This is a genomic window from Azotobacter bryophylli (assembly GCF_042643485.1).
In the GTDB taxonomy this organism is placed as follows: Bacteria; Pseudomonadota; Gammaproteobacteria; order Pseudomonadales; family Pseudomonadaceae; genus Azotobacter; species Azotobacter bryophylli.
On the sequence record NZ_JBHRSJ010000012.1, the window covers coordinates 299,103 to 313,514 of the forward strand.

General features: G+C 66.6%; 11 protein-coding genes and 1 pseudogene. 8 read left to right on the forward strand and 4 right to left on the reverse strand.

What is annotated here, in order from left to right; translation table 11 throughout:
• The first annotated feature begins 59 nt into the window (after positions 1–59).
• On the forward strand, positions 60–2,921 hold the full coding sequence (locus ACFOJE_RS07545; RefSeq protein WP_377813694.1) for a PAS domain S-box protein: 2,862 nt from the start codon (positions 60–62) through the stop codon (positions 2,919–2,921).
• 34 nt (positions 2,922–2,955) lie between these two features.
• On the opposite strand, the pseudogene ACFOJE_RS07550 reads toward ACFOJE_RS07545, so the two are convergent.
• Positions 2,956–3,456, reverse strand: a pseudogene (locus ACFOJE_RS07550) (methylated-DNA--[protein]-cysteine S-methyltransferase); the annotation flags it as partial.
• Between the two features lie 216 nt (positions 3,457–3,672).
• Between ACFOJE_RS07550 and ACFOJE_RS07555 the strand changes: the two are divergent.
• The gene (locus tag ACFOJE_RS07555) at positions 3,673–4,170 is read left to right on the forward strand and encodes a VOC family protein (protein WP_377813695.1); all 498 of its coding nucleotides are present in this window, start codon (positions 3,673–3,675) and stop codon (positions 4,168–4,170) included.
• A 198-nt stretch (positions 4,171–4,368) separates the two neighbouring features.
• Here ACFOJE_RS07555 and ACFOJE_RS07560 read toward each other — a convergent pair whose 3' ends face one another.
• Positions 4,369–5,133, reverse strand: coding sequence for a metallophosphoesterase (locus tag ACFOJE_RS07560; RefSeq protein WP_377813696.1), 765 nt, complete (start codon positions 5,131–5,133; stop codon positions 4,369–4,371).
• Positions 5,134–5,471: 338 nt separating this feature from the next.
• Here ACFOJE_RS07560 and ACFOJE_RS07565 point away from each other — a divergent pair, with 338 nt between their 5' ends.
• Positions 5,472–6,254, forward strand: coding sequence for a metallophosphoesterase (locus ACFOJE_RS07565; protein WP_377813697.1), 783 nt, complete (start codon positions 5,472–5,474; stop codon positions 6,252–6,254).
• A 75-nt stretch (positions 6,255–6,329) separates the two neighbouring features.
• Here the strand turns inward: ACFOJE_RS07565 and ACFOJE_RS07570 are convergent, their stop codons facing one another.
• On the reverse strand, positions 6,330–6,602 hold the full coding sequence (locus ACFOJE_RS07570; protein ID WP_377813698.1) for a hypothetical protein: 273 nt from the start codon (positions 6,600–6,602) through the stop codon (positions 6,330–6,332).
• A 118-nt stretch (positions 6,603–6,720) separates the two neighbouring features.
• Here ACFOJE_RS07570 and ACFOJE_RS07575 point away from each other — a divergent pair, with 118 nt between their 5' ends.
• Together ACFOJE_RS07575 and ACFOJE_RS07580 are read left to right on the forward strand one after the other, a co-directional pair.
• On the forward strand, positions 6,721–7,593 hold the full coding sequence (locus ACFOJE_RS07575) for a WYL domain-containing protein (RefSeq protein ID WP_377813699.1): 873 nt from the start codon (positions 6,721–6,723) through the stop codon (positions 7,591–7,593).
• A gap of 430 nt (positions 7,594–8,023) precedes the next feature.
• The gene (locus ACFOJE_RS07580; protein ID WP_377813700.1) at positions 8,024–9,046 is read left to right on the forward strand and encodes a substrate-binding domain-containing protein; all 1,023 of its coding nucleotides are present in this window, start codon (positions 8,024–8,026) and stop codon (positions 9,044–9,046) included.
• A gap of 248 nt (positions 9,047–9,294) precedes the next feature.
• On the opposite strand, the gene ACFOJE_RS07585 is transcribed toward ACFOJE_RS07580, so the two are convergent.
• Complete coding sequence (locus ACFOJE_RS07585; protein ID WP_377813701.1) at positions 9,295–10,260, reverse strand: LysR family transcriptional regulator; 966 nt, start codon at positions 10,258–10,260, stop codon at positions 9,295–9,297.
• A 192-nt stretch (positions 10,261–10,452) separates the two neighbouring features.
• On the opposite strand from ACFOJE_RS07585, the gene ACFOJE_RS07590 reads away from it, so the two are divergent.
• From ACFOJE_RS07590 to ACFOJE_RS07600, 3 genes are read left to right on the forward strand one after another with little or no spacing between them, the layout of a single operon-like run.
• A complete protein-coding gene (locus ACFOJE_RS07590; protein ID WP_377813702.1) occupies positions 10,453–12,018 on the forward strand; it encodes an efflux transporter outer membrane subunit in 1,566 nt (521 codons plus the stop codon).
• A gap of 10 nt (positions 12,019–12,028) precedes the next feature.
• Positions 12,029–14,209, forward strand: coding sequence for an FUSC family protein (locus ACFOJE_RS07595; protein ID WP_377813703.1), 2,181 nt, complete (start codon positions 12,029–12,031; stop codon positions 14,207–14,209).
• Positions 14,199–14,399, forward strand: coding sequence for a DUF1656 domain-containing protein (locus ACFOJE_RS07600; RefSeq protein ID WP_377813704.1), 201 nt, complete (start codon positions 14,199–14,201; stop codon positions 14,397–14,399). The genes ACFOJE_RS07595 and ACFOJE_RS07600 overlap by 11 nt, the downstream gene beginning before the upstream one ends.
• Positions 14,400–14,412: the final 13 nt, after the last annotated feature.

Sequence of the window (14,412 nt, forward strand, 5' to 3'; positions counted from 1 at the left end):
CGAACGCTCGGGGCTCCCGCAATTTCCAAGAGCAGTTAACAATGTCAAGGAATGACCGCTTGCCAGCTTCGAACGTGAAGCCCATCCGTGCCCCCCTCGGCCTTCTCTGGAAGAATCTGTCGATCGTCGGGCTGTATGCGCTGGCCGGACTCATCGGCACCTCCCTGCCCCTCCCTCCGGGTTATCCCTCCCCTCTCTGGCCCAGCGCCGGCCTGGGCATCGCGACGCTGCTGCTCGGTGGCCAGGGCTGCTGGCCCGGAGTCTGGCTGGGCAGCCTGCTGACCAATCTGTGGCTAGACCTCTCGCCGACCGGCGCCGGCCTAAGCGCCCTGCTGGCCAGCGCCGAGACCGCCCTGGCATGGCTGGGCATCCGGCTCGCGCGACCCTATCTGCCCGGAGCGCAGCCCGCCCCGGGAAAGGAGGACGGGGGCGGAACCAACCCGGATGGTTCCGCCCTTCCATCGCAACGGGTTCCGGCGGACTGCCAGCAGGGCGGTTGCACCTCGCTCGATGAGATCAGCGCCCAGTTGCGCATCGACGAGCAACGCGACCGCTTCTTCGCCTTGGCGCTCGATCTGTTCTGCATCGCCGGCAAGGATGGCTACCTCCACAGGATCAACCCGGCCTTCTCCCGCACGCTGGGCTGGAGCGAGGAGGAGCTGCTGTCCCGCCCCTTCATGGAATTCGTTCACCCCGACGACCTCGGCGCCACGCAGGCCGAGTTCGAACGGGTGCGCTCGGGCGAGGTCGCCACGGACTTCGAGAACCGCTATCGCTGCAAGGACGGCTCCTTCCGCTGGCTCACCTGGAAAACCCTGCCGCAACCGGGCGAGACCTGGTTCGCCACCGCCCGCGACACCACCGAGCAGCATCTGGCCGCCCAGCAGCTCAAGGAACTGAACGCGCAACTGGAACAGCGCATCGGGGAGCACAGCCAGGCGCTCGTCGAACTGCAGGAAAAGAAGGAGGAACTCCGCGCGGTCCTCGACCACCTGCTCGACTGCGTGATCACCCTCGACTGCCATGGCAATATCCAGGGCGTCAACGCGGCCAGCGAGCAGTTGCTCGGCTATCGACCGGAGGAGCTGATCGGCCGCAACGTTTCCTGCCTGATCGCCGCGCCGCTACGCGAACGGCACGGCGACCATCTAAGCCGCGAACTGGAGGCGTGCGGGCGGCGAGTGATCGGCTCGCGGGTCGAGGTGATCGGCCAGCACAAGGACGGACACTCGATCAGCCTGGAGCTGAGCGCCTCCGAATACTACGTGAACGGCGAGCGTTTTCTCATCGCCAGCCTGCGCGACATTCGCGAGCGCAAGGCGCTGATCGCCAAGCTGACCCAGGCCCGGGAGGATGCCGAGCAGGCGAACCGGGCCAAGTCGGTCTTCCTTGCGGCCATGAGCCATGAAATCCGCACACCGATGAACGGCATCATCGGTCTGATCGACGTACTGGCCCAGGACAACCTGAACGCCTATCAGGCCGACCTGGTGCAGACCATCCGCGAGTCGTCGAGCAACCTTTTGGCCATCATCAACGACATCCTCGACTTCTCCAAGATCGAGGCCGGCAAGCTGGCCATCGAACGGGCGCCGCTGAACCTCACCGGCCTGGTCGACAGCCTGTGCAACTCCCTGCTCGCCCTGGCCCGCTCGCAGGGCGTGGTGCTGAACTACAGCATCGCCGAGGACGTTCCGGGCTGGGTGAAATCCGACGCCACGCGCCTGCGGCAGATCTTCTACAACCTGATCGGCAATGCCCTGAAGTTCTCCGGCGGCCGCAGCGAGCGACCCGGGCTGGTCGAGGTGCGCGTGCGTCTGGCCAGCGCCGATCCGCTGCGGGTGGCCATCGCCGTGGAGGACAACGGCATCGGCATCGCCCCGGAGAACCTGCGCCACCTGTTCACGCCCTTCAACCAGGGCGAGTCCGCCACCAACCGCCGCTTCGGCGGCACCGGCCTGGGGCTGGCCATCTGCAAGCGCCTGGTGCAGATGCTGCACGGCGAGATCGCAGTCGCCAGCATGCCGGGCAAGGGCGCGGAATTCACCGTCACCCTGCCCCTCGAAGCCGCCAGTGCGCCGGCCGACGCCAGCAGCCCGCCCGTCCTCCCCGCCCGGCGCAGGCCGGCCGCGGATGTCTCGTCGCCGCGGATTCTGGTGGCGGAAGACGATGCGGTGAACCGCAAGGTCGTCCAGCAGCAGCTCTCCATCCTGGGCTACGCCTTTGACATGGCCGACGATGGTGCCGAGGCGCTGGAGATGTGGCGGCAGGGCTCCTACGACCTGCTGCTCAGCGATCTGCAGATGCCGAACATGGACGGCTACCAGCTGACCGCAAGCATCCGCAGCGAGGAAGCCGGGCAGAGCCGCATGCCGATCCTGGCCCTGACCGCCAACGCCTTGCGCAGCGAAGCCGAGCGGGCCCTCGGTACCGGCATGGACGAATACCTGACCAAGCCCATCCTCCTCGGCAACCTAGGGGATGCCCTGGAGCGCTGGCTGGGGCGGGAAGGACAGGCCGTGCGGCCGCACCCGCCCGCCGCGCAAAGCACTGTCGAGCAGACGATGCTGGTCGACCCCGCCGCCCTGTGCGCCCAGATGGGCGAGGATGCGGAGCTGATCCGCGAGATTCTCGACCTCTACCTCGACTCGCTGCGTACCCAGTCGTCGCAGATCCGCGAAGCCTTCCAGCATCAGGACACCCACACCATCGGCTCCCTCGCCCACAGTCTGAAAGCGGCCTCCAGGTCCGTGGGAGCGGTCCAGCTCGGGCAGCTGTGCGCCGAACTCGAGCAGGCGGCCAGGAATGGCGATGAGGTGGCCCTCAAGCATGGCATCGCCGCCTTCGCACCGCTCGAGAAGGCCACCGCGGCGCGGATCGAGCAGTGGCTGGAGGAAAGCGCTTCCGCCCCGGCGGAGTGACCGAGGCAACGGCCGCCAAGCCGGCCCGCCGCCGCTACGGCCGCGCCTCGCGCTCCAGCAGGGCGCGCTTGCGCTCCACGCCCCAGCGATAGCCGGACAGCCCGCCATCGCTGCGTACCACGCGGTGACAGGGAATGGCCAGCGCCAGAGCGTTCGCGCCGCAGGCCCGGGCTACCGCCCGCACCGCCGTGGGGGCACCGATCCGCCGAGCGACCTCCGCATAGCTGAGGGTCTCCCCGGGCGGGATCTGCCGCAGAACTTCCCAGACGCGTCGCTGGAAAACCGTGCCGCGAATGTCGAGCGGCAGCTCCAGCCCCTGCCGCGGCGCCTCGATGAAGCCCGCCACCCGGCCGACCAGGCGTGCCAGGTCGGCATCGCCGCCGGTCAGACACGCCGCGGGAAAGCGCTCCCGCAGCTCGCCCAGCAGGACGTCCGGCTCGTCGCCCAGCAGGATCGCGCAAACCCCGCGTTCGCTTGCGGCCAGCAGAATGGCGCCGAGGGCACCGCCGCCCACGGCGAAACGGATCTCGCCGCCGCTGGCCGGAGCCGGACGGCTCTCTCCCGCCTCGGGTATCGCGTTCAGATTCGTCATATGCTTTCCACCTGATCATGGGGCATGCCCCTGGCCGCGACTTCGCCCGCCAGGATGCGCCTGCCCCGATCCGTTTCGCGCCCGCCCGCCGATTTCGCGACGCCGCGGACGCCCCATGGAAGACAGGTTAGCCACCCCGGCACCATCAGGAGAACGATCATGGCGCACATCAGGAAGATCAGCCCCTGCCTCTGGTTCGTCGACCAGGCCGAAGAAGCGGCGCGCTTCTATACCGGCATCTTCGAGAACTCCAGAATCACCCGCCTCTCCCGTTACGGGGAGGCCGGGCGCGAGATCCACGGACGCGAGCCCGGAACCGTGATGGCCGTATCCTTCGAGCTGGCCGGCCAGCCCTTCACCGCCCTCAACGGCGGCACGCTGTTTCGCTTCAACGGCGCCATCTCGTTCCAGGTCGACTGCGCGACCCAGGACGAGCTGGACCACTACTGGGAAAGACTCTCCGCCGGTGGGGACGAACAAGCCCAGCGGTGCGGCTGGCTGCAGGACAGGTACGGGGTTTCCTGGCAGATCCTCCCGCACCTATTGCCCGACCTGCTCGGCGATGCCGACCCGGCCAGGGCCCAGAGAACACTGGAGGCGATGCTGGGAATGAAGAAGCTCGATATCGAGGCGCTGAAGCAGGCGCATGCGGGTTGACCGGCGGTCGACGCCCGCTCCGGAGGAAAAGCAGGGGCGGGCATGACGGGACCATCCGCTCGCAAGCCGCAGGAGAGCCCACTGCATCGGCTACCAACCCTGGCGGTCCGGGGCTCGTTCTGCGGGCCGGCACATTGAAAGATAGCCGCCGCGGCGCAACGGATCGCCGCCTCGAGCGGGAATCTGAGGTCCGACCGCTCACCCCTCCCGGGCCGCCCCGCCTTGTTCCAGCGTCACCACGCACTGCGGATCGAAGGCGACGTCTTCGTGCGCATAGCCGCGCGGGTTGGAAACGACCCGGGTGCCAGCGAGCCGGTAGTCCACGGCATAGTGGGTATGGCCGTGGATCCACAGCTGCACCCCCGGCCCCAGCAGATCGTCCCAGCCGTTGGCGAAGGACGCGTCCAGGTGGCTGCCGGCATAGGGATGTCCCTCGACCGAATGCAACGAAGGCGCATGGTGGGTGATCACCACGGTCGGCCCCGGGAAGGGCCGGGCCAGGCTAGTACGCAGCCAATCCCGGGCGCGTTCGGCGAGGTCGGCGAAATCCTCCGGCTCGGCGAGGCGGTCCTCGTCCCCGCAGTGGATCTGGCGGAAATCCAGCATCCGCTGCCGGGCGATCCGCTGCGCCTGGGCGCGATCCCCGGTCGCCACGTAATCGCTCCAGCCGGTGACGCCGAGAAAGCGCACCCCACCGAGCACCGCCTCGTCGAAGTCCAGCACCCGCACGCGCTCGTCGGCGGCCGCGCGGATCGCCCGGCGGGTCAGCTCCAGATGGCCGCCGTAGTACTCGTGATTGCCCGGCACGTAGAGCACCGGGCCGTCGAATGCCTGCCGCGCCCATTGCAGAGCGCGGACCCCGACGTCGATGTCGCCGGCCAGCACCACCACGTCCGCCTCCACCCGGGCGGGCTGGAACGGGCGCAGCTCGTTGTGCAGGTCGGAGAGGATATGGATGCGCATGACCGGACTCCTGGGCAGTTCCCGACCATCGCAGCGATCGGGAGAGCATCGGGGGAAATGCGGGGCGGGGCAGGCCGGGCCCCGCATCCGCAGAGGCAAGAGTAGGCCGTTGCCGGTCCTGACGGGAAGCCCGCCCGGGAGCTGTGCTCTTTTCCCACGGCCGCCGGACGGCCGGGAAAACAAGCCGCCCCGACCTGTCAAACGGCCGAATCGACGGTATGCTCGTTAATAGGTCGGCTTCACTTCTCGGGCGTTTTTTCGACAATGGGATAGGGACTTCGCCTCGGTCCGGACATGCAGTCCGCCGCCGGGATAGCAATTCGCCTGGGGACACCACCATGAGCAACCAAGCTGACATACCATCGAGCCGCATTCGCCGCCTGCAACTGCAGCCGGGCCAGCGGGCCTTTGTGGTCGGCGACATCCACGGTACCTTCGGCCTGGTCGACGAGGCGCTCGATCTGGTCGAGTTCCGGCCCGAGCAGGACCTGCTGCTGTCGGTCGGCGATCTCATCGACCGCGGCGCGGAATCGGCGCGGGTCGCGGAATTCCTGCAGCGCCCCTACGTGCACGCGATCATCGGCAACCACGAGGAGATCCTCCTGCGCGCCCACGCGACCGCGCAGCCCGACCTCAAGTTGCTCACCCTGATGATCGAGAGCTACGGCGGCGAGTGGTGGCTACGCATCACCCGGGACGCCCAGCAGCGGGTACTCCAGGCCCTGCGTGCCCTGCCCACCCTCATCGAGCTGGCCACCCCCACCGGCCTGGTCGGTATCGTCCATGCCGATATCCCGCCGGGCATGAACTGGCAGACCTTCGTCATGGCCATCGAACGGGGCCATCCGCGCACCCTCGCCACCGCCCTGCAGAGCCGCACCCGGCCGAGCCAGGGGCTGACCCAGCACGTCCCGCTGATCGACCGGCTCTATGCCGGCCATACGGTTCACAAGCGCCCCCGCGTTCTGGGCAACATCGGCTTCATTGACACCGGTGCGGTGTTCCACGCGCCGCCTGGGAACAGCGACTACCATCTGACCCTCGTCGATGCCCTGTCGCCATTGCAGTGCCTGGAAGCGCCGCCGCTGATCGATCGCGGCAGGGTGCGGGTGTACGGCTGAAGGCTTCGCAGCCATCGACTGGCCGAACGGTATGCCCAGGCCCGGAAACGGGCCGATGCGGCGCAATCCCACGAATCACTCCAACACCCACCGCTGCAACAGCGCCAGCCTGCGCTCCAGCTGCTCGATATGCAGCGTCTTGCCGCGCAGCTCCGCATACAGATCGCGGTTGCTACGCACCAGATCGTGGGCGATGGCGCGCTGGCGGCGCAGAGCGTCGCCGTTGATGGCCAGGCTCTCCCTCAGGCTGTGAATCCGTAGCCCCTGAACGGCCAACCCCAAGGCGAACAGGCTGGCGCACAGCGCCAGCAGGTACAGAACCATCCACAACTGTCCCATCTCCTCCATGCCGGGTTCCTCCCCTTTGATGGCATTATTGAATCACTGCGGCAGGATATGTAGTATTAGTGGACATATCTAGAATGTAGACTTGTACAGGTAAAGTTTTCGCACAGATGGAGAGCCCATGAAGCGCGAGCAATCGATCGCCCAGGTGCGCTGGGACCTGGCATTACGCTATCGCCTGATCGAGACGGTAGCCTGGTGGGAGGGCCGGCTGACCACCCATCACCTGATGCAGAGCTTTGGCATCAGCCGGCAGCAGGCGTCCAAGGACATCAACACCTACATCAGCGAACATGCGCCCAAGAACTTGACATATGACCGCCAGCTCAAGGGCTATGTGCCCAGCCGGCAGTTCTGTCCGCTGTTCATCGACGACAGCGCCAGCGCCTACCTGCATCTGCTCAACCAGAACCACGAGCGCGCGCCGCACATCGAGGGCCTGGCCCTGGCCTATGCCCACACCGAAGTGCTGCAGGTACCGGATCGCTCGGTCCGTCCCGAGGTGCTGCGCCCGCTACTCAAGGCTTGCCACGACGGGCTGCGCCTGGAGACCGAGTACGTATCCTTCGCCAACCCGACCCCGGAGGTGCGCCTGATCGCTCCGCACACCCTGGTCTACACCGGCATGCGCTGGCACGTGCGGGCCTATTGCGAGAAGAACTGGGAGTATCGGGACTTCGTGCTGAGCCGCCTGCGCGGCGAGCCGGAGCTGCTGGACAAATCGGAGAACGGCCGCGAAAAGGACGGGGACTGGAATACCGAGGTGACGGTGCTGATCGCGCCGGACCCGCGCCTGGGACCGGCACAGAAGGCGATCATCGAGACCGATTTCGGCATGTGCGACGGGCGACTGCCGGTCGCCACCCGCGGCGCGCTGGTGCAGTACGTGCTGCAACGCTTCCAGATCGACCCCGACAAGGTCCAGGCCAAGGCGGCGGCGCAGCAGATCGTCGCGGCGAACCTGGAGGAGCTCGAGCGCTGGCTCTACAGGTAGGGCTCCTCGCCATCGCCCTCCGCCGAGGGCCGGCCCCCGGGTTATCGCCTGCAGCCAGGTGCAGGCTCGTTTGTTCCAGTCCCTGTAAGCCATTGCCTACAGATGCGGTAAGCCAGGCCCGGGAGGCTCCGCCTCGCCGATCGCCAAGCGATTGATATGACGGGCCCGCCGATCGCCCCCGGACGAACGGAAGCCCGGGGCGGCGACTTGTCGACTCATCGAGGAAGGCTAGTATCACTCTTGCGTCGACGGAACGACGCAGACTGTCAGGGACGATGGTCGGGACATCGCAGGACGGCGATTCATCAGGGTGATGAACAAGGGATGCAGTACATGAAACGAGGCGGGGGCTCCCCCCGCCTCATTTTATGTCGTCGTGCGAATCGGACACCGATACACGAGAAGAAGTCGCCAAGGAAAGGGTCCCCGCTTGAATCCCTCGCTAAATGTCTGCCGACTCCTGATCCTCCTCTTCCCCCTATCGCTCGCTCCCTTCGTCGGCGCTGAACCCCTGCGCTTCGCCCTGGTCGCCAAGACCCTCGACAACCCCTTCTTCGTCCAGACCGGCGAGGGCTGCGCCGCAGCCGCCAGGGCCGAGGGGGATACCTGCGTGCTGCTCGGCGCCCACGGGCCGCTGCATTTCCGGCGGCAGAACGAGGCGCTGGAGCAGGCCCTCGACAGCCATCCGGACGGCATAGCCGTGTCGGTCAGCAACTCCCAGTGGCTGTCCGACCATGCCCTGCGGCATCTGGGCAGCATCCCGCTGATTACCTTCGACTCGGACCTGGCCCCCATGGACCGGTACCTGCGGCGGGCCTACGTGGGCTCGGACAATCTCGCCCTCGGCCGCGATCTGGGCCGCCTCGCCCAGCGCCTCAAGCCGCGTGGGGGCACGCTCTGCATCCTGAGCGGCTGGCCCGACGAGGCCAATCTGCACGAGCGCATCGCCGGCATCCGCCAGCAGCTCGCCGGCGTACGCGCCCCGATCGACCGGCTGCACGGGGAGAACGGCTGGAGCGAGCCGGAGCGCTGCCCGCTGTACAACGCCGACACCTTCCAGACCGCGCTGACCCAGCTGGACACCCTGCTCAAGGCCGGCCAGATCGACATGATCATCAGCGTCGGCGCCTGGCTGGTACGCCGGCCGGAGGAGTTCCGCCAGCATCTGGCCCCCCGGCTCGCGGAGCTGGAGAAAATGGGCAAGCGTCCGGATCTCATCATCGTGACCATCGGCGATCCCAGCGCCGACCTGCAGGCCATGCTCGAGGAGGGCCTGTTTCGGGCCTACATCAGCACGCCGACCTTCGAACTGGGCCGGCAGAGCTACCGGCTCATGAAACGACTGGCAGAAGGCAAGCCCGTTCCCGAGAAGACCTACATCGACCACCGGATCCATCTACCGGGAGCGATCACCGTCCCCAAGCCCGGATCGCACGGCCCCGGCGGCGGATGACCAGCTTCTCCAGCTCCGCCATGCCGAACACGAACAACCCGGCGCCCAGCACCTTGAGCCACTCCGCGGCCGACAGGTCGGCCGCGCCTGGGTGAAGAGCAGTTGCAGGACAATCGCTACCCGACGCAGGGCCGCGGCGTCCATCAGCGCCACTTCGGCCCCGGTGATCGCCGGCTTGCCCATGCCGATGGAAACGGGAACTGTGCCGGCCGCCATGGCGATGCCGCCGGGAGGGACCGAGAAGTCTCTTAAGGCGTCTCCTCCGTCTTGCCGTCCGGCCAGCGGCTGCATTCGAGCAGCCTGCGCTCGTCGGCTTCGATCCGCTGCGGCATATAGTCGCGGAGGAACTCCACCCAGGTACGGATCTTCGCATCCAGGTATTGCCGCGACGGGTACAGAGCGAAGACATCCAGGGGGAACAGCGTGTGCTCGGGCAGCACCCGGACCAGGCTGCCGTCCTGCAGCCCCGGCAGTGCGGTGTAGAACGGCAGCGCGCCGATGCCCATGCCGGCCTTCAGGGCCACGGTCATGGCGTCGGAAGTATTGACCTGGAAATGGGTGTGGCTGACGGTCACCAGCTCCTCGCCGTCGGGGCCGTCGAGCAGCCAGCGATCCTGGCTCATCGCCGCATTGATCAGACGCAGGCAGCGCTGCTTGGCCAGATCGGCCGGCTGGCGGGCGAATCCGTGTTTGGCCACGTAGGACGGCGAGGCGCAGAGCACGCTGTAGGTCTTGCCCAGGCACTTGGAGATGAAGCCCGAGTCCGGCAGATCGCGGGCGATCACCACGGACAGGTCGTACCCCTCGTCGAGGATATCCGTGGTACGGTTGGCCAAGGTAAGATCGAAGCTGACGTCTGGGTATTTCTCGCTGTATTCCGCGGCGGCATTGATCAGGTAATGTTGGCCGATGCCGGTCATGGAATGGATCTTCAGATTACCGGCGGGACGTGCCTGGGCCTGGCTGGCTTCGGCTTCGGCTTCGTCGATGTAGCGCAGGATCTCTTCGCAGCGTTGCAGGTAGCGCTGACCGACCTCGGTCAGGGCGATGCGCCGGGTGGTTCGGTGTAGCAGGCGCGCACGCAGGTGATCCTCGAGCGTGGAGACCGCCCTCGATACGTAGGAGGTGGTCATGTCCAAGCGTGAGGCGGCCGCGGTGAAGCTCCCGGTTTCCGCCACGCAGACAAAGGCACGCATTAGAAAAAGGGTATCCATCGGTTATTGCTCTATAGTTTGCAACGCATGGAAACGCATGGAATAGTGCTTTATCTCAGGGACGGGAGACGAGTGGGACACAGACTTCTGGGGGTACCTTGTCGCCTCGGAGGCACAGCAGAAAGTCTGCCAAGGATTATGGCCTTTTGGTACAGAATATTTCATCGAACCGTCCTATTATCCTGACCATAGATGCCTCCTAGAATCGCGCTCCTCCTCAAGCCCCACCTCCCAGGATTATCTACAGTGCTCAGCAACGTGTGGTCAGGTCTCTGTCTGTCCAGTGTGCTTGCCGTGTCCTCGATCCTTGCCGGCTGCGTCCATAGCGGCGGCATCGTCCCCCAGGCCAAACGTCTCGAGAACCCCGAACTGGTCACCGATGAGGCCATCCACGAGGCTGCCCATGAAGCGGCCTGGCCCAGCGACCAATGGTGGAAGGCCTATGGCGATCCGCAGCTGGATGCCTGGGTCGAACGCGCGGTCAAGGGCAGCCCCAGTCTGGCCATGGCGGCCTCGCGGGTCCGCAAGGCGCTGGCGATGGCAGGGATCGACGAGGCGGCCCTGAAACCGCAGGCCGACTACAGCCTCTCGATCCAGCGCAAGCGCTGGCCTAACGACCACTTCTACGGCCCGGGCGTGCTGTCGCAGACCAACACCTGGAACAACCTCACCACGCTGAATATAAGCTACGACCTCGATCTCTGGGGCGGCCTGCGCAGCAAGAAAGACCGCAGCCTGAGCGAAGCCCGCGTTGCTGCGACCGAGGAGCGCGCAGCGGCGCTGGAGCTGCAGAGCGCGATCGTGCGCACCTACGTCCAGCTGGCCCGGCACTTCGCCGACCGGGACATCGCCGAGGCCGAGCTGGAGCAGCGCAAGGAGCTGCTGAAACTGGCGAACAAGCGCTTCGATATGGGCCTCGGCAACCAGTTCGAGATCAGCCAGGCGGAAGCGCCGATACCGGAAGCCCATCGCCAGCTGGACATCGTCGAAGAGGAAATCGCCCTGGCCCGCAACCAGCTGGCCGCGCTGGCCGGCGAAGGCCCGGGCGCCGGTCAGGAGATCCAGCGGCCGCGCCTGTCGCTGCACGTCGCCGCTCCCAAGCTGCCGAGCGCCCTGCCGCTGGAGCTGCTCGGCCGCCGTCCGGACCTGGTCGCCCGCCGCTGGCAGGTCGCCGCCATGGCGCGCGGCATCGAGGTGTCCAAGGTCGAGTTCTATCCCAACCTCAATCTGCTCGCCAACCTGGGACGCTGGTCCACCCAGGGCGACATCCTGACCTTCATCCGCCAGGACAAGCTGACCTACAGCCTGGGGCCGGCCCTCACCCTGCCGGTGTACGACGGCGGCTACCGGCGCGGCCAGCTCAGCGTGGCGACCGCCGACTACGACCTGGCCGTCGAGCAGTACAACAAGACCCTGGTGGATGCCTTGAAGAGCGTCTCCGACCACCTGATCCAGCTGCACTCGCTGCATGAGCAGGAAGGTTTCGTCAAACACGGCCTGGAAACCGCCGAGCGCCGCTACAAGCTGGCTCAGGAGGCCTACCTCCGCGGCCTGACCGACTTTCGTTCGGTGCTGGAGGCCGAGACCGACCTGTTCATCCAGCGCCGCCTCGAGCAGCAGGTGCGCGCAGGACAGCTCTCCACCCAGGCCGGCCTCTGGGTGGCCCTGGGCGGCGGCGTGCTGAATGCAGACAGCGGTCCGGCCGACGAGAAACTGGAAGCCCATAAAATCAAACTACGCGCACTCTACAAGTACTGAGGTCGGCTCGATGAGCAGTACCGTCAAGGCGCCGCCCAGCGCCTTCCGTCTGGCCCTCGGCGAATGGGCGCGCAGCGATGGGCTCATGTGGGTGTTCATCGCCAAGGCTCTGCTGACCAGCTTCGTCGCCCTCTGGCTGGCCTATCGTCTGGAACTGCCGCAACCAAGCACCGTGCTGGCCACAGTGTTCATCGTCATGCAGCGGCAGAGCGGCGAGGTTCTGGCGAAGAGCTTCTACCGCATCATCGGCACCTTGACCGGCCTGACCGTGATGATCCCGCTGATCGCCCTGTTCAACCAGGAGCGAGTGCTCTTCCTCCTCTGCCTGGCCCTGTGGCTCGGCCTGTGCACCATAGGTTCGGCGCGCTACCGCGACTTCCGCGGCTATGCCTGCGTGCTGGCCGGCTATACCGCGGCCCTGATCGGCCTGCCGCACATCCACGATCCGGAAAACGCCTTCATCCAGGCCCTCTGGCGGGTGCTGGAAATCAGCCTGGGCATCATCTGCACCGGCCTGATCAGCGCCCTGGTGCTGCCGCAGACCACCAGCGCCGTCCTGCGCACCCAGCTCGCCACCCGCGTCCGCGACTTCGCCCGCTACGCCTGCGAAGCCCTGGCCGGCCCGCTCGACCCGCAGCACCTGGAGGCGATCCACGCCCGCCTGGTGTCGGAAAGCGTGACCCTAGAGAACCTGCGCAACACCAGCGCCTTCGAGGACCCGGAAATCCGCATGCGGCATGGTCGGATCGGTCGCATGAACAACGAATTCATGGTCTTCTCGACCCGCTTCCACTCCCTCTACCAGCTGATCCGCCGCCTGGAAAGCGCCCAGGAACCGCATGTCCTCGATGCCCTGAAGCCTTGCCTGGCGATCGTCTCCGGGCTGATCGAACCGCTGCGGGAGCTCCCCTTCACCGATGACCGGGCGGTGCAGTTGGCAGCGAGCATCGAGGCGATCAAGAGCACGCTGATGCAGCAGATCCGCGACGGCCGTGAGCAGTTGCGCTCGCAGCAGGCCAGTGACGTGGAACTGCTGGACTACAACACGGCGTGCGAACTGCTGTTCCGCTTCACCAACGATCTGCACAGCTACGCCGAGACCCATGCCTCGCTGATCAAGCCGCACCACGAGCGTGAACGCTGGAAAGGCGGCTTCGCGCCGCGCGCCAACGGCATGGCGGCCGCCGTGTCGGGCATCCGCAGCGCCGTACTGGTCCTGCTGATGGGCTCCTTCTGGCTGTCCACCGGCTGGGCCAGCGGCAACACCTTCGTGGTCACCGGGGCCTTGGCCACCGGCCTGCTGGCACTGGCCAAGAACCCGCGTCGGACCTCCTTCCAGATGCTGGTTGGCGCGGCCGGGGGCGCCTGCCTGGGCTTCTTCGTCCGCTTCTCCGTCTGGCCCTGGATTGAAGGTATCGAACTGCTCTTCACCAGCATGGTCCCGATCCTGGCCTACGGCGTCTTCCTGCTCGGCCGGCCGCAGACCAGCGGCTATGGCGTGGGCCTGCTGATCTGGTTCTGCATCCTGACGCTGCCGACCAACGTCATCGATTACGCCCCCTATCAGTTCATCAACAACTATCTGGCCGTGCTCTTCGCCTTGTTCATCGTCGCCGTCGTCTCGGCGCTGGTGCTCCCGCCCGACCGCCCGTGGCTGTGGCGGCGCCTGGAACACGACCTGCGCATGCGCGTGGTGAGCGCCGTCAGCGCCAAGCTCAAGGGTCTGGTCAACGACTTCGAGAGCGGAACCCGCGACCTGCTCAACCAGGCCCACGGCCTGGCCGTCGGCCGTCCGGACGTGCAGCGTCGCCTGCTGCGCTGGATGTTCGCGGTGCTGGAGATCGGCCAGGGGGTGATCGAACTGCGCCAGGAGCAGGCGAACCTGCCAGACGAGCCCTGCTACGCCGAGGACAGCGAATGGCGGCTCGGCATCCGCGCCCTGGGCCGGGCTCTGGTACGACTGTTCATCCAGCCCGACGACAGCAACCGCCTGCGCGCCCTGGAAGCGGTCGAACAGGCCATCGCCGCGGTGCGCGCCACCCCCGAACCCCGCGCCCCGCAATTCGATACCTCGCCGTTGCGGCGGGTTCTCAGCCACCTGCACTTCATCCGCAGCTCGTTGCTCGATCCCAACTCGCCATTGGCCGAGAAGACCCCTTACGTCTATAGGAGAACGGCTAATGCCGCGTGAAATCGCCATTGGCGGCGTCTACATGCCGAGCCTGACCCTGCTCTTCCTGCTCACCCTGGCGGGCGCCTGGGTCATCGACCGGCTGCTCGCCTGGTATGGGTTCTACCGCAATGCCTGGCACCCGACGATGCTGCGGGCCAGCCTGTTCGTCTGCATCTACGGTGCTCTAGCGCTGTACATCTACCACTAAAAAAAAGCCACCG

What these genes read in the sequence shown, in the direction of transcription:
- ACFOJE_RS07555 (WP_377813695.1), top strand. Translation starts at nt 3,673, where the DNA reads ATGGCGCACATCAGGAAGATCAGCCCCTGCCTCTGGTTCGTCGACCAG.
- ACFOJE_RS07560 (WP_377813696.1), bottom strand. Translation starts at nt 5,133, where the DNA reads ATGCGCATCCATATCCTCTCCGACCTGCACAACGAGCTGCGCCCGTTC.
- ACFOJE_RS07565 (WP_377813697.1), top strand. Translation starts at nt 5,472, where the DNA reads ATGAGCAACCAAGCTGACATACCATCGAGCCGCATTCGCCGCCTGCAA.
- ACFOJE_RS07570 (WP_377813698.1), bottom strand. Translation starts at nt 6,602, where the DNA reads ATGGAGGAGATGGGACAGTTGTGGATGGTTCTGTACCTGCTGGCGCTG.
- ACFOJE_RS07575 (WP_377813699.1), top strand. Translation starts at nt 6,721, where the DNA reads ATGAAGCGCGAGCAATCGATCGCCCAGGTGCGCTGGGACCTGGCATTA.
- ACFOJE_RS07585 (WP_377813701.1), bottom strand. Translation starts at nt 10,260, where the DNA reads ATGGATACCCTTTTTCTAATGCGTGCCTTTGTCTGCGTGGCGGAAACC.
- ACFOJE_RS07590 (WP_377813702.1), top strand. Translation starts at nt 10,453, where the DNA reads ATGCCTCCTAGAATCGCGCTCCTCCTCAAGCCCCACCTCCCAGGATTA.
- ACFOJE_RS07595 (WP_377813703.1), top strand. Translation starts at nt 12,029, where the DNA reads ATGAGCAGTACCGTCAAGGCGCCGCCCAGCGCCTTCCGTCTGGCCCTC.
- ACFOJE_RS07600 (WP_377813704.1), top strand. Translation starts at nt 14,199, where the DNA reads ATGCCGCGTGAAATCGCCATTGGCGGCGTCTACATGCCGAGCCTGACC.